This is a genomic window from Peribacillus sp. GL_122 (assembly GCF_057835005.1).
In genome coordinates, this window is the sequence record NZ_CM174415.1 from 5,344,590 (window position 1) to 5,357,607 (window position 13,018).

Annotated in this window: 13 protein-coding genes; 4 read left to right on the plus strand and 9 right to left on the minus strand. The window is 42.0% G+C overall.

Annotated features, from left to right (window positions below; genetic code table 11):
• Positions 1 to 204: 204 nt before the first annotated feature.
• The 3 genes from AC3ISB_RS26060 to AC3ISB_RS26070 are packed head-to-tail and all read right to left on the minus strand — an operon-like array spanning position 205 to position 2,847.
• The gene (locus tag AC3ISB_RS26060; RefSeq protein WP_098371510.1) at positions 205 to 963 is read right to left on the minus strand and encodes an iron ABC transporter ATP-binding protein; all 759 of its coding nucleotides are present in this window, start codon (positions 961 to 963) and stop codon (positions 205 to 207) included.
• A complete protein-coding gene (locus AC3ISB_RS26065) occupies positions 957 to 1,904 on the minus strand; it encodes an iron chelate uptake ABC transporter family permease subunit (protein ID WP_489274962.1) in 948 nt (315 codons plus the stop codon). Before AC3ISB_RS26065 ends, AC3ISB_RS26060 begins: the two co-directional genes overlap by 7 nt.
• On the minus strand, positions 1,897 to 2,847 hold the full coding sequence (locus tag AC3ISB_RS26070) for an ABC transporter permease (RefSeq protein WP_076368205.1): 951 nt from the start codon (positions 2,845 to 2,847) through the stop codon (positions 1,897 to 1,899). Before AC3ISB_RS26070 ends, AC3ISB_RS26065 begins: the two co-directional genes overlap by 8 nt.
• A 264-nt stretch (positions 2,848 to 3,111) precedes the next feature.
• Between AC3ISB_RS26070 and AC3ISB_RS26075 the strand changes: the two genes are divergently transcribed.
• The 3 genes from AC3ISB_RS26075 to shc all read left to right on the plus strand — a co-directional run bounded on the left by AC3ISB_RS26075 (position 3,112) and on the right by shc (position 7,385).
• The gene (locus AC3ISB_RS26075) at positions 3,112 to 3,453 is read left to right on the plus strand and encodes a DUF1450 domain-containing protein (RefSeq protein WP_141992847.1); all 342 of its coding nucleotides are present in this window, start codon (positions 3,112 to 3,114) and stop codon (positions 3,451 to 3,453) included.
• A 219-nt stretch (positions 3,454 to 3,672) separates the two neighbouring features.
• Positions 3,673 to 5,322, plus strand: coding sequence for a M14 family metallopeptidase (locus tag AC3ISB_RS26080; RefSeq protein ID WP_489274965.1), 1,650 nt, complete (start codon positions 3,673 to 3,675; stop codon positions 5,320 to 5,322).
• Positions 5,323 to 5,489: 167 nt separating this feature from the next.
• Positions 5,490 to 7,385 carry a squalene--hopene cyclase gene (gene shc / locus AC3ISB_RS26085; protein WP_489274967.1) on the plus strand — a complete coding sequence of 632 codons (1,896 nt, stop codon included), beginning with the start codon at positions 5,490 to 5,492 and terminating at the stop codon, positions 7,383 to 7,385.
• Between the two features lie 225 nt (positions 7,386 to 7,610).
• On the opposite strand, the gene AC3ISB_RS26090 is transcribed toward shc, so the two are convergent.
• From AC3ISB_RS26090 to AC3ISB_RS26105, 4 genes are all read right to left on the minus strand, one after another.
• The gene (locus AC3ISB_RS26090; protein WP_489274969.1) at positions 7,611 to 8,093 is read right to left on the minus strand and encodes a tetratricopeptide repeat protein; all 483 of its coding nucleotides are present in this window, start codon (positions 8,091 to 8,093) and stop codon (positions 7,611 to 7,613) included.
• Positions 8,094 to 8,358: 265 nt separating this feature from the next.
• Positions 8,359 to 8,907 carry a PepSY domain-containing protein gene (locus tag AC3ISB_RS26095; RefSeq protein WP_489274971.1) on the minus strand — a complete coding sequence of 183 codons (549 nt, stop codon included), beginning with the start codon at positions 8,905 to 8,907 and terminating at the stop codon, positions 8,359 to 8,361.
• Positions 8,908 to 8,972: 65 nt separating this feature from the next.
• On the minus strand, positions 8,973 to 10,328 hold the full coding sequence (locus tag AC3ISB_RS26100) for a sensor histidine kinase (RefSeq protein WP_144549422.1): 1,356 nt from the start codon (positions 10,326 to 10,328) through the stop codon (positions 8,973 to 8,975).
• Positions 10,325 to 11,020 (minus strand): response regulator transcription factor, encoded by a 696-nt coding sequence (locus tag AC3ISB_RS26105; RefSeq protein ID WP_489274973.1) that lies wholly within the window; start codon positions 11,018 to 11,020, stop codon positions 10,325 to 10,327. The genes AC3ISB_RS26100 and AC3ISB_RS26105 overlap by 4 nt, the downstream gene beginning before the upstream one ends.
• A 585-nt stretch (positions 11,021 to 11,605) precedes the next feature.
• Between AC3ISB_RS26105 and AC3ISB_RS26110 the strand changes: the two genes are divergently transcribed.
• Positions 11,606 to 11,791, plus strand: a complete 186-nt coding sequence (locus tag AC3ISB_RS26110; protein ID WP_489274975.1) for a hypothetical protein — start codon at positions 11,606 to 11,608, stop codon at positions 11,789 to 11,791.
• Here AC3ISB_RS26110 and msrA read toward each other — a convergent pair.
• Positions 11,763 to 12,284 (minus strand): peptide-methionine (S)-S-oxide reductase MsrA, encoded by a 522-nt coding sequence (gene msrA / locus AC3ISB_RS26115; RefSeq protein ID WP_098371519.1) that lies wholly within the window; start codon positions 12,282 to 12,284, stop codon positions 11,763 to 11,765. The two genes, AC3ISB_RS26110 and msrA, sit on opposite strands and share 29 nt — an antisense overlap.
• Before the next feature lie 119 nt (positions 12,285 to 12,403).
• Entirely contained in the window at positions 12,404 to 13,012 is a 609-nt protein-coding gene (locus AC3ISB_RS26120) for a response regulator transcription factor (RefSeq protein WP_076368214.1), read from the minus strand.
• Positions 13,013 to 13,018: the final 6 nt, after the last annotated feature.

The following is a 13,018-nucleotide window of genomic DNA, read 5'->3' on the forward strand; positions in this document are numbered from 1 at the left end:
TCACCTCGAAAAGTATTTTTTTATTTAAAATTACATATTGAATCCTCACCTTCACAGAGTTCACCTTCATCACTTTCCCTGCCATATGAACAGGAGGCGGCTAAAGTCTTGGGCGCCCGCCAACTCTTAACAGCCTAATGAGCGTTTGAGATATTCTGGGACGGCTACGAATACTGAAGTAATTTAAAACCAAATGGAATTGTCTTAAGTGAAGTACACACAGATCTTATTGTCATTGATATTTTGGATTTCAATATCCATATCATAGATTTCCTTTAATACATTGGAATTGATGACTTGCTCGGTAGGTCCATTATGAACAACCTTGCCATCCTTCAATGCGACAATATAGTCGGAATAACAGGATGCAAAATTAATGTCATGAATGACGATGATGACCGTTTTCCCTAATTCATCGGCCAACCTCCTCAATACCTTCATGATTTGGACGGAATGCTTCATATCAAGATTGTTCAGGGGTTCATCAAGTAGTACATACTCCGTGTTCTGAGCAATAACCATGGCAATGAAGGCCCTCTGTTGCTGCCCGCCGCTAAGCTGGTCAAGAAACTTATCCTGCATGTCGGCAAGTTCCATATATTCAATCGCTTCATCGACGTATTTCCAATCCTCTTTGGTCAGCTTTCCTTGTGAATAAGGAAAACGGCCAAAGGCGACGAGTTCACGAATCGTTAAACGGATATTGATGTGGTTAGCCTGCTTTAAGATGGCAATCTTTTTCGCAAGTTCATTGCTATTGAATTTCCCCATATCCTTACCATCGATCAGGACTTCTCCCGAATCCCGGGTAATGAGACGGCTGATCATCGAAAGGACGGTACTTTTCCCCGCTCCATTGGGACCGATGAAGGATGTGATTTTCCCTTTCATTATTTCAATGGAAACATCCTCGACAACCGTTTTACTATTATATTTTTTGAATAAATTTTTCACTTCTACCATGATTTATTCTCCTTTAATAGAAGATAGATGAAATAGACACCGCCAACAAAGTTGATAATGACACTTAATGTGGTGGAGAACGTAAAGATCCTCTCCACAATGAATTGGCCGCCGACCAGGGCAATCACACTGATCAGCATGGCACCCGGGATGATATGTTTATGCTGATAGGACTTAATGAATTGATATGCCACATTTGCAACAAGTAATCCGAGGAACGTGATCGGACCGATCAGGGCAGTCGAAATGGAGATTAAAACCGTAACGACGATTAAAACCCGCTTCGTGACAAAATCATAATCCACACCCAAGTTTATGGCTTGGTCCCTCCCCAGTGACATGACATCTAAATATTTCAAAAATCTCATGAAATATATCATTGCCGCTATCATGAGGATAATAGCTAGCGTCAACAGGTCCGTGTTGACATTATTGAAGCTGGCGAACATTTTATTTTGAATGATTTGAAACTCATTCGGGTCAATCAATACCTGCATGAATGAAGACATACTGCCGAATAAGGTTCCGAAGATGATGCCGATCAGCAATAGGAAGTAAATATTGCGGTTTTTCTTGAACATGAACTTGAACAGCAGGCTGGAAAAAATAAGCATGGCCGCAAGTGTAATCAGGAAATTAAGATTTTTATTCATGATCATGATATGCGTTGAACCGAAGAGGAAAATCACTCCCGTTTGGATCAGCATATACATGGAGTCCAAACCTAATATGCTTGGTGTCAGAATTTTATTATTCGTGACCGTCTGGAAAATCACTGTTGAAAAAGCTATAGCACAACCAACCACGATGATGGCGATGATTTTGATAACCCTTCTTGGCAGTGCATAATCCCAATTCGGGCCAAGGTCCCAAAAGATATAACCTGCCGTTAAAGCTGCTGCAAGAATAGCTAATATAATGATTCTAATTTTATTATTCATATGCCTTTCTCCTCAGTATCAGATAGATAAATACGGCGCTTCCTATCACACCAACCACGAGTCCGATCGGGATTTCAAATGGATATATGAGGATCCTGCCCAGAATATCGCAGATCAATAGGAATACTGCCCCTAGCAATGCTGTATGAGAAAGACTCTTTTTCAAATTGTCACCAAGGTAAAGGGATACAATATTTGGTACGATCAAGCCTATGAAAGGAATCGTTCCCACCGTTAACAGGACGACAGTTGAGGATAAAGCAACGATGATTAACCCAAAATTGACGATAAGCTTATAATTGAGTCCTAGATTGATAGCAAACTCCTCACCCATCCCTGCCACAGTGAATTTATTGGCAAAGAAGTATGCGAGAATGACTAGAGGGATACTTACATATATAAGTTCGTACCTTCCCGACATGATCATCGAGAAATCCCCATTCATCCAAGTGTTGAGGCTTTGAATTAAATCATATTTATAGGCAAAGAAAGTCGAGATGGATCCGACGATATTGCCAAACATCAAACCGACCAATGGAATGAAAATCGTATCCTTATATTTCACTTGATCAAGAATTTTCATGAACAAGAATGTACCAGCCAAAGCGAATATGAAAGCGAATGCCATTTTCTCAATAAGTGCTGCCGATGGAAAAATGATAATGGCAAGAAGAAGTCCAAGCCTTGCAGAATCCATGGTTCCGGCAGTCGTCGGGGATACAAATTTATTGCGGCTCAATTGCTGCATGATCAGACCGCTTATACTCATCACAATACCTGCAATGACTATGGTCACCATTCTGGGGAAACGGCTTTGCAGCATGATTTGCACTTTATCATCACTTAGATCCAATAAATCCAGAGGGGTAATATCTTTTACGCCAATGAATAATGACGTAAATGATAAAACAATTAACGCCATGACTAAATATCTTATCTTCATCTACATTTCCTACTCTTCCTATCTCAGTTAATACAGCGATAATATTTTTAATTAAAGATACTTGAATAAAGACTATCGCAAAGTCATCTATTGAAATAGAAATTATGAAGTCGCAATAGTTACAAGGTTTTCCCATTCGTGATAATGAGATTCATTATCATTAACTCTTATTCTATCATTTCTCAGACATGTGTCAATATATACAAGGGAATTACTTTGATATTCTCCGAATAGTCATATTGTCATGAATTTGGGTGAACAATCATGCATTTCGTTACAGGAAGTGATAAAATCAAAATAACAAATATTTACTCTTCCAATGAAAGAAGCGATATGATGAAAAACTTGCTATCCAAAGTGTTCTTAAAAAAGGCGAAAATCCAGATTGAATTTTGCCAAAATAATCTTGACCGCTTCCTTAATGAACAAACAGTTGCTGATTATGGTAAGTTCTTAGCGAATCCAAGGATTCAATATAAGGAATATGAATGTTTGAGTGAGTGTAAACTTTGTAAGAAAACCCCCTATGCGAAAGTGAACGGCCAGATAATGAGTGGCGAAGATTCACAGGACCTTTTAAATAAGTTACATGATGTATTGAAATGATACGGGCCAATCAAATTGCTTGATCCGTATCATTTTGACTTTCCACCTGTAATTATACAGAATACAGGTGGTGAACATCTATTAAAAGGAATTGGGAATTATGCTATGGAATTATTAATCTAGTCGTTACTTCCTGTTTTTCACTATTTCCTACGTTTTCACTGTATAAATAGCTTAATATATGATAATTTATGGAAAAAGATAGACAGGAGGACGTCCATGAAAAAAATCATTCCTACCATCGTATCAGCCGTAACACTAAGTCTTGTCACTGGATTGCCTAACCCCATAGCCGAAGCAGAAGAATTCACCCCTTATTATGGAAATGGTCCAAGCTACATTCAACCAGATAACCTCTCCCACCTTTTCCCTGACCCTAATGTATCTTTCAACACCCCTGCCTTTAAGCAAAACAAGATCGCCTTTACGAGCCAGGAAGAAATGTTGGATCATATCAAGTCCCTCTCCCATAAATACAAGAACATCCAGTTCAAGACGATTGGCAAATCCACAGAAGGACGCGACATCCCTATGCTTCTTTTCAGCAAGGATTCAAAAAGACCGAATAAGAGTTCACATAAACCATTGATTTGGATTCAAGGTCAGATCCATGGCAATGAACCCGCTTCAGGTGAATCAACATTAGTCCTTGCACAATGGCTGGCTGAAGGCAAGCTTGGTGATGTCCTCGATAAAGTGAATGTTGCCATCGTTCCACGCGTCAATCCTGATGGCTCTTATTATTTCAAACGATATACCGCAAATGACATGGATGCGAATAGGGATTACTTAAAAGTGGAGTATCCTGAAGTACAGACGATTCATCAGTCAATCGATGATTATGAACCGGAAGTCATTCTGGATGTACATGAATATACAGTGAATCCCGCCCCACTGAAAAAAGTGGGAGCAAATGGATCGATCGCTTCCTATGATTTACTCATCTCCTCAGCCAAGAATTTAAATATTCCCAAACAGCTTAGAAAAGCTTCCGATGAACTGCTTTTACCGAATGTTTTTAAAGCATTGGAAAAAGAAAAGCTTTCCTACCACGATTACTATACACTGGCTACTTCTGATGATGGAGTCCTTACTGCCACAGAAGGAAGTACAGAAGCCCGGATTGGCCGAAACGCCCTCGGTTTGAAAAATACAATGACCTATTTAATTGAAACGAGGGGAATCAATATCGGCCGTACGGATTTTAAACGACGTGTTTTTGCACAAGCTACAGCCCAGGCAGCCTTCATCAAAACGGCAGCTGAACAGGCCACTAAAGTTAAAAAGGCCGTTAAACAGGCAGAAACTGAAGTCGTGCAAAAAGGGCGAAAAGCAAATGATAACGATAAAATTGTCATCACCAGTGAAAATAAAATGGTTAAGGATCAAAAATTGACAGTAGTCGATTTAGCGAAAGCTAAAATGGCCGATGCCTCCATCGATTGGCTGGATTCTACCGATGCCTACCCTACCCTTGTTAGAGATCGTCCGACAGCCTATATCCTTCCACCGGAATATGAAAATATCGCCAAGAAACTTCAGTTATTGGGAGTAGAAGTTAAAAAATTAAAAAAACCTATGAAAATAGCTGTTGAAAGCTATAGGGTCAAGGATTTAAAAGTTTCCGCTGAACTGGAAAGCGGACATTCCACAAGGGAAGTCACGACAACCGTTACTTCAACAACTCGGGATTTCCCAAAAGGAAGCTATGTTTTCGACATGGCCCAGCCTGATGCCAACTTCATCCCCCTTGCCCTCGAACCTGAAGGCATTGACAGCTATGTGACATTCAATTTCATCCCGGCTGATAAAGGAAAAGAACTGCCGATTTACCGCTATATGCAGCCTTCTTCCTTACCAGTTAAATGATGCATAGTATCTAAATGACGCTTCGGCAGCTTTCATTGCCAAAGCGTTTTTAGTTTCCACCTCCTTTATTCATGCGGGACGAGGCGCCTGACATGATTTCTTGAATGCGACGACAAGTTTTGAATATACATATAAACGGAAAATGTGTTTTTAGAGGAGGAAAGTCATTGAACCAACATGTACAATTGGAAATAAATCGCCTTGTTCATCGCTTGAAACAAGACCAATCCGCTGATGGTTCGTGGAATTATCCCTTTGACACCGGGATAACGGCAGATGCCTATATGATCATATTATTAAAAATTTTAGATATGGAAGATGCTCCTCTTATGGAGGCTTTAGTAAAAAGAATCGAAAGCAAGCAAACGGAAAACGGTTCATGGAAACTTTTCCAAGACGAGAAGGACGGCAATGTTACGGTTACAATCGAGGCTTATTATGGCCTTCTTTTTAGCGGACTCCGCAATAAGAACGATCCCCATATGAGGAAAGCCAAACAATTCATTCTTTCCAAGGGTGGCATCAAACAGGCCAAAATGTTAACGAAAATGATGCTTACTGTTACCGGACAATATCAATGGCCGCGCCTATTCCCCATTCCTCTCGAAGTGGTCTTACTTCCTCCGACCTTTTTCGTCAGCATTTATGATCTTTCCGTATATTGGCGGGTCAACATGATTCCATTGCTATTGCTTGGCCATAAAAAGTTTCAGATCAAAACCCCGGACACGCCAAGTTTAAAAGAATTATTTCAAACAAGGGAGGACCTTTCCGAAGAGCATGCATGGGAAGAGTATCGTACCGAGGAATATCGTTCCTTCTTTTCCAAACTTCAAACAGGCGTCAAAACTCTGATTGGTTATCCCGATTATTTACATTCCTTAGCCTTGGATTCAACGAAAAGGTTCATGCTCGACAGGCTGGAACCAGACGGGACACTGTACAATTATTTCGGTTCTACCTTTTTCATGATCTTTGCCCTCCTTTCAATTGGATATTCGAAAAAGGATCCAGTGATACTAAAGGCCATTGCCGGTCTGAAGGGGATGGCCTGCTCCATTGAGGGACACACACATATCCAGTTCACGACGCCCCATGTTTGGAATACCTCCTTAATAAGCTACGCCCTTCAAGAAGCTGGCATACCTCCCAAAGACCCAACGGTCAAGGCCGCCAATCAGTACTTACTGTCACGCCAGCATTATATGTATGGAGATTGGCTGATCCATAATCCCAACACGATTCCAGGCGGCTGGGGGTTCTCGGATTTCAATACCATGAATCCGGATGTCGATGATACGACCACCTCACTGCGGGCGCTGGCTAAGCAACTGCAAGCAAAACCGGATAATCGGGACAGCTGGCAGCGCGGTGTCTCCTTCACGATATCCATGCAAAATGATGATGGCGGATTTCCAGCCTTCGAACGGAATAACGACAATAAATGGCTGCATCTTCTTCCTATAGAGGGTTCGAAATATCTCCTGACTGACCCTTCTACCGCTGATTTGACAGGAAGAACGCTGGAATTCCTCGGGAACTATACAAATATGAAGAAGCCGGAAGAAGTCAGTAAAAGAGCGGTGGATTGGCTATTGAAAGACCAGAAGCGTGACGGCTCCTGGTATGGGCGCTGGGGCATCTGCTATCTATATGGCACATGGTCTGCACTGACCGGCATGAAGGCAGCAGGGCAAGCCACTGGACATCCATCCATCCAAAAAGCCTTAACTTGGTTGGAGAAAATTCAAAATGAAGATGGTGGCTGGGGTGAATCTTGTTACAGTGATATTAAGCAACGATATATCCCCCTCGGAGAAAGTACACTGGCACATACAGCTTGGGCTGTGGATGCGTTAATATCGGCATCCGAAAAGCCGACAGCCGAAATCGAAAAAGGCATTGCCTATCTCATCCGTGCAGGTCAGCAGGACAGTTGGACCAATGATTATCCTGCAGGCCAGGGAATGGCCGATTTTTTGTATATACATTATCATAGCTATCGCTATATTTATCCCCTTTTAGCCTTAAGTCATTACAATAAAAAGTTCCTGAAGACTTAATTGCCAGTTTTTTTATCATATAAGGGTGAATATGTGGATTACCTGTGGAAAAGTAGTGAATAACACCGGAAAGTTATCCACAATCCGAGGTTATCCACATTCATTTATCCGTAAATGTGCTAAAAGCAAGAAATTTCCCGTCATATTTGTTGATTAATTCATTTCGGACATGTAATAATAACTTGTTTTATTCAGGCTTTGTGGATAGTTTGGGGATGATCACTATTATGTGAAAACTTTATCCAGTTTATCACTATAAAATTCTATCGCCTTAGCATAAGATTGTATGTCTCGATCCTTAGAGGTTTCGGCAATTATCTTCAATAAAGACTCCATTGCAAGATCGTGTTGGCCCAAATTATAAAAAGCCATGGCCCTGAATACCAATAAAGCCTTATCCTCAGGAAACTTCGCCAGCCCCGATTCCAATGTCTGTCTTGATTTTTCATATTCCCCTATGGTGCGATATGTGCTCCCCAATCCTATGCAGGCCCCTTTTGCCTCCTCCTCCGGCAAACCTAATTTGAGAGCCGCTTCATAATAGGGCACCGCCTTTACCTCATGTCCGAGAATATCCAAACTCCAGGCACACTGATACTGTATGACTGCATCACCGGGATTTTGCTTTGCCAAATCCATCATTAATCGATTGGATTTTCCGAATTCTTTTTTTCCTCTTAATGACAGTGCGATTTCCAAATCTCCCATTACTATTCCTCCATTGTATAAGATTCCTTATTGCCCCTATTCGCGATTCCTTTTTTTAATTCCTTTATAACCGCAAATATTTTTAAAGTGTCATCAGCTATACGGTGGTTTCTCCCCCCATCCGCCTCTTCATCTAAGGGAAGTTTCTTCTTTTTCCCTAATTTCGCTTGAGATTCATAATGGCATAAAAAAAGGATCTGCCATTCGGCAAATCCTTTCATGCACTTCAGTTCATGATCATTCTTAGATCACAGATTACCATCGATTAATCATCCAATTGGTTTTTCAATACTTTTCCCGTGGTGGCATCTACCACTACATCATATTCCTTTTGTCCTTGTTTTAATTCCAGCTCGTACACAAGGGTGCCATTCTCCGAATCAAGCTCCATGTCCGTTACTTGACCATCCACCGCTTTCAAGGCAATCTTTTCGGCTTGATCACTGTTGATTTTTGCAGTTTCCGCCGCTTGTTGTGTGCTCATATCGTCATCGTCTCCGTCTTCCATTTCCTGAGAAAGTATCTCTCCTTTTTCAGCATCAACGTCAACTTCTTGATAGCCTTCTTTCGTTTTAACGGTCATCTCATAGGTCATCGGCTGGTCCCAATCCTTTTCAAATTGAGTAACTTCCCCGCCTAGTTTTTCTGAAATCATTTTGACAGCCTCATCCTCGGATAGGTTACCCTTATTGACTGCATATACCGCCGTTCCAGCAGCACCGCCGAAAAGTAAAACGGAGGCCATGGACACCGTCATGATCACCTTTTTCCTTTGAATGATACCTTCTTTAATCGTACTCCACTGTTTTTTCATGAATGAATTCCTCCTTTAAGTTGTTACCTTAATAATAAGCATCCTTCATGAAACGAACATGAGCGTTAGATTAGAATTTGATGAGAAAGAGTAATCGTCACCAACGTTCCCTCTCCCACTTCGCTTTGAATCTCCAATTTACCTTCGAATGAATCGACCAGCGTCCGGGCGATGGAAAGCCCGAGTCCATTGCCTCCCGTTTTCCTTGCCCTCGATGAATCCACGCGATAAAAACGTTCAAATACATGTGGGAGATGTTCCGGTGATATCCCTGCACCGTGATCTTTCACACCGATGAAAATTTCATCGGCCTGCCGTTTTATCATGATCTGAATATTTGATTCACTGTATTTCATAGCATTGTCCAATAGGATGACAATCACCTGTTCAAGCTTACTGGAAATGGTCATTGCATATATTTCCTTAAACTCTGATTCTATCGTTATTTCACGATTTACCGTCCTTCTGAATGTTTGGGCAATCCCTTCACAAAACGAAATAATTTCTATTTTCCCTTCCACATCTGCTGAAGGTTCCGTTTGGGAAGCAGACTGCAGAAGATGTTCTGTCAGCTTTTTCATCCGGACGGCTTCATGATGAATTGCCTCCACCGCCTCTTCCTGAATCGCCTCATCCTTCATTCCCCAGCGTTTCAATAAGGAAGAGTAGCTTTCTATGACCGTAATCGGTGTTTTCAATTCATGTGAAGCATCTGAAAGGAATTGCTGCTGTTGGTTATAATTCCGCTCCAGCCTTTCTATCATCCTGTTGAATGCCACTCCCATCACCTGCAGTTCATCCTTTGATTGATCCGATAGCGGTATCCGTTTGAATTCCCCGCTTTTCTCAATATCGTTCATCGTTCCGCTCATGATCGATATCGGTTTGAGGATCAGGTTGGCCAGCCACTTACCGGCAAGAATGGATAAAAGAATGACAAAAAGCGATGCACCGCCTAAAACGAGGGCAAGCGTCGATAAATTATCAAGGAGGGTATCTTGCGGCTGTGTGACCTCGATCATCCCTAGCTTCTTCCCTTCATCAGGATAAGGATAACGGTAGGTCATTACATATTCCCCGTCAGCTTTGGTAAAATCATAACCTTTCTCGTTAATGGCTTTAATCGCAAGCCCCTCAAGGTCCTCTTCATCGGTAAATGATTTTACCAACCTTCCATCAGTATCGAATATCCGCACCATTCCATCGTCAGGGATATACGGCTCCATTAAATCGGGATCACCGGAAATCAAATCTTTCGTCAGGATATTTTCTTCAATTAATGAGGCTTGATCTTCAAGCAGATCCCTTTCCCTCTCTACCGATATCCAAAGGAAGGCGATTAAAACGATGATACTCAACAATATAAGCATGACGCTTAAAAAAAGACTGGAATACGTTTGGATTTTCGTCCGGATCTTCATACTGGCTCCTTCAAGCTGTAACCTACACCACGGTATGTATATATGAGCTGCAGCTCAAAGGGATAATCTATTTTTTTGCGTAAATAACGGATATACACATCGACCACATTCGTATCCCCTGCAAAATCATATCCCCATACATGTGTCAGGATTTGCTCCCTCGAAAGTACTTGATTTTTATTTTGCAAAAGATAAACCAGCAAATCGAACTCGCGGGAAGTCAGCTCAATCCTTTTGCCTTGCCTGTGAATGTCCCTTGTACCAAGGTTCAACTTCAGATCATGGATCTTTAGTTCATCCACTTCCCCTTCTGATTGGCACTCCCTTACATTGGTACGGAAACAAGCACGGATCCGTGCAAGCAGCTCTTCAATTTCAAACGGTTTCGTTACATAATCATTTGCACCATGGTCAAGGCCATTCACCTTGTCTGGCACAGCATCCCTTGCCGTTAGAAGGATGACCGGTGTCGATCCATTCTTTTTCCGATAACGCCTAAGTACTTCTATGCCATTCAGCTCGGGCAGCATCACATCCAATAAGATTAAATCCCACTCTTCGGCTTCTGCCCTTTCCAGCCCTGTCTTTCCGGTAAATGCCGATTCTGTTTGATAACCCTCATGATTAAGTTCCAGCTGGAGAACCCTCGCAATTTTTTCTTCATCTTCTATAATTAAAATTCTTTTATTCATGATCATCACCACCTACCCCTTAGTGTACTGAAGAAATATGAAAATATCATGAGAAATTGAACCCTCCGCATGAAATAATGATTTTAATTTTTGTGCCTTTAAAAAAGGTCAAAAAAAAGAACCGGATGTGAAAAGTCCAAGAGGGTCTTTACAGACACCATACACATTCCTCACAATCATTAAGAATTTCCCCATAGCTAAATAATAAAAGCCTAGGTATCAATGGATAACCATAATAAAAAGACTATGGAATATTTCCATAGTCACAGTTTGTCGACAAAATGGGGTTCGGAACGGCCTCATCCCAAATAACTGGCTTGGTAAACAGTCAGCAGAAAGAGAGCGGATCTTTGATAACAGCTAGAGCGTTGATTTCCTCTCCAGGCACTCGCTTTCCGCGGGCGGTCCGGGAGCCTCCTCGGCGCTTTTTGCGCCTGTGGGGTCTCCCTTGAACACGCTTTCCCCGCAGGAGTCTCGTACCTTCCGTTCCAATCAACTGGATTGCTTTTTAAAGAAAAGACTGTAGTCTGGTCTCATCCCTGACTTGATTAAGAAATGGTTGCACTTTGGGTTTTTTATTGTTTAATGAAACCTCATTTGATTGAAGAAATATGCGACACTCCTGCCGAAAAACTGGCTAGCCAAGACTCCACAGGCGCTTGCGGCGAGGAGGCTTGGCAGACAGTCGGCGGAAAGGGAGCGGATTTCTTCAATCAACTGGATCGTTTAATAATGATCCATTTCATTCACCGGTCCAATGCTGGTCAATGAATTCATCGCGTCCCGATTTCGCACGGTCCGCTTTATAATCATCTTTGTTTTTTTTATGATAGCCTTGATGGTATTCTTCGGCAGGATAGAAGGTTTGGGCAGGAAGGATTTCCGTTACGATGGGTTTCTGGAACTTCCCGCTCGCTGCTACCTTTTCTTTCGCTTCAAGAGCCAGTTTTTCTTGAGCTTCATCATGATAGAAGATGGCCGTCCGATATTGGCTACCCCTGTCATGGAATTGACCGCCATCATCGGTTGGATCAATTTGCTGCCAATATAGTTCCAGCAATCTTTCATAAGGAAATAACTGAGGATCGAAAGTGATTTCCACGACTTCATAATGCCCCGTAGCTCCCGTCTTCACTTCCTCGTAAGTCGGGTTTTCAACATGTCCTCCCGAATAACCGGATACGATCCCCCCAATCCCCGGTAGTTCTTCAAATGGTGTCACCATGCACCAAAAACAGCCTCCAGCAAATGTAGCCTTTTGCATAATGGTCTTCCCCTTTCCTGTATGTAATAAAAATTAATATACCATATTCCAATCCTGACACTGTGCTTTTTCGATTTGAGAAGCCGCCATTAAATGCGCCAAAAATGATTTGCCTTTGATCAATCTTTTGACCAGCCCTTTTCCTTGAATCTTACAATCGCTTCAACGCGGTTGCTTACATCCAATTTATCAAGGATGACCGATATATAATTACGAACCGTTCCATTAGTCAGATAAAGCTGGCTTGCGATTTCTTTTGTGGTCTTACCATCCGCGATCAATTTGAGCACTTGGCACTCTCGTTCAGTCAAAGGGTTTTCTTCTTCGAAAGCCATATCCACCAGCTCAGGAGCATAAACGCGCCGCCCATCCATGATGACACGGATCGAGTTCGCCAGTTCATCACTTGGGCTATCCTTCAACAGATATCCACCTACTTCTGCCTTTCTGGCTCTTTCAAAATACCCAGGACGTGCAAAAGTGGTCAAAATGATGACTTTGCATTGGTGGCCCTGATCCTTGATTTCCTCCGCTACATCGAGCCCGGTTTTAACTGGCATTTCAATATCGGTTATGCAGATATCCGGCTTTAATTGATTGACGAGATTCATTGCTTCTTCCCCATTGCTCGCTTTTCCTACAACTTCCATGTCACTTTCCAAATCAAGGATGGAACCTAGCGCGCCAAGCAGCATCCGCTGATCTTCGGCAATTACGATTCGAATCAATGTCAA

What these genes read in the sequence shown, in the direction of transcription:
- AC3ISB_RS26060 (WP_098371510.1), bottom strand. Translation starts at nt 963, where the DNA reads ATGGTAGAAGTGAAAAATTTATTCAAAAAATATAATAGTAAAACGGTT.
- AC3ISB_RS26065 (WP_489274962.1), bottom strand. Translation starts at nt 1,904, where the DNA reads ATGAATAATAAAATTAGAATCATTATATTAGCTATTCTTGCAGCAGCT.
- AC3ISB_RS26070 (WP_076368205.1), bottom strand. Translation starts at nt 2,847, where the DNA reads ATGAAGATAAGATATTTAGTCATGGCGTTAATTGTTTTATCATTTACG.
- AC3ISB_RS26075 (WP_141992847.1), top strand. Translation starts at nt 3,112, where the DNA reads ATGCATTTCGTTACAGGAAGTGATAAAATCAAAATAACAAATATTTAC.
- AC3ISB_RS26080 (WP_489274965.1), top strand. Translation starts at nt 3,673, where the DNA reads ATGAAAAAAATCATTCCTACCATCGTATCAGCCGTAACACTAAGTCTT.
- AC3ISB_RS26090 (WP_489274969.1), bottom strand. Translation starts at nt 8,093, where the DNA reads ATGGGAGATTTGGAAATCGCACTGTCATTAAGAGGAAAAAAAGAATTC.
- AC3ISB_RS26095 (WP_489274971.1), bottom strand. Translation starts at nt 8,907, where the DNA reads ATGAAAAAACAGTGGAGTACGATTAAAGAAGGTATCATTCAAAGGAAA.
- AC3ISB_RS26100 (WP_144549422.1), bottom strand. Translation starts at nt 10,328, where the DNA reads ATGAAGATCCGGACGAAAATCCAAACGTATTCCAGTCTTTTTTTAAGC.
- AC3ISB_RS26105 (WP_489274973.1), bottom strand. Translation starts at nt 11,020, where the DNA reads ATGAATAAAAGAATTTTAATTATAGAAGATGAAGAAAAAATTGCGAGG.
- AC3ISB_RS26110 (WP_489274975.1), top strand. Translation starts at nt 11,606, where the DNA reads ATGAAACCTCATTTGATTGAAGAAATATGCGACACTCCTGCCGAAAAA.
- msrA (WP_098371519.1), bottom strand. Translation starts at nt 12,284, where the DNA reads ATGCAAAAGGCTACATTTGCTGGAGGCTGTTTTTGGTGCATGGTGACA.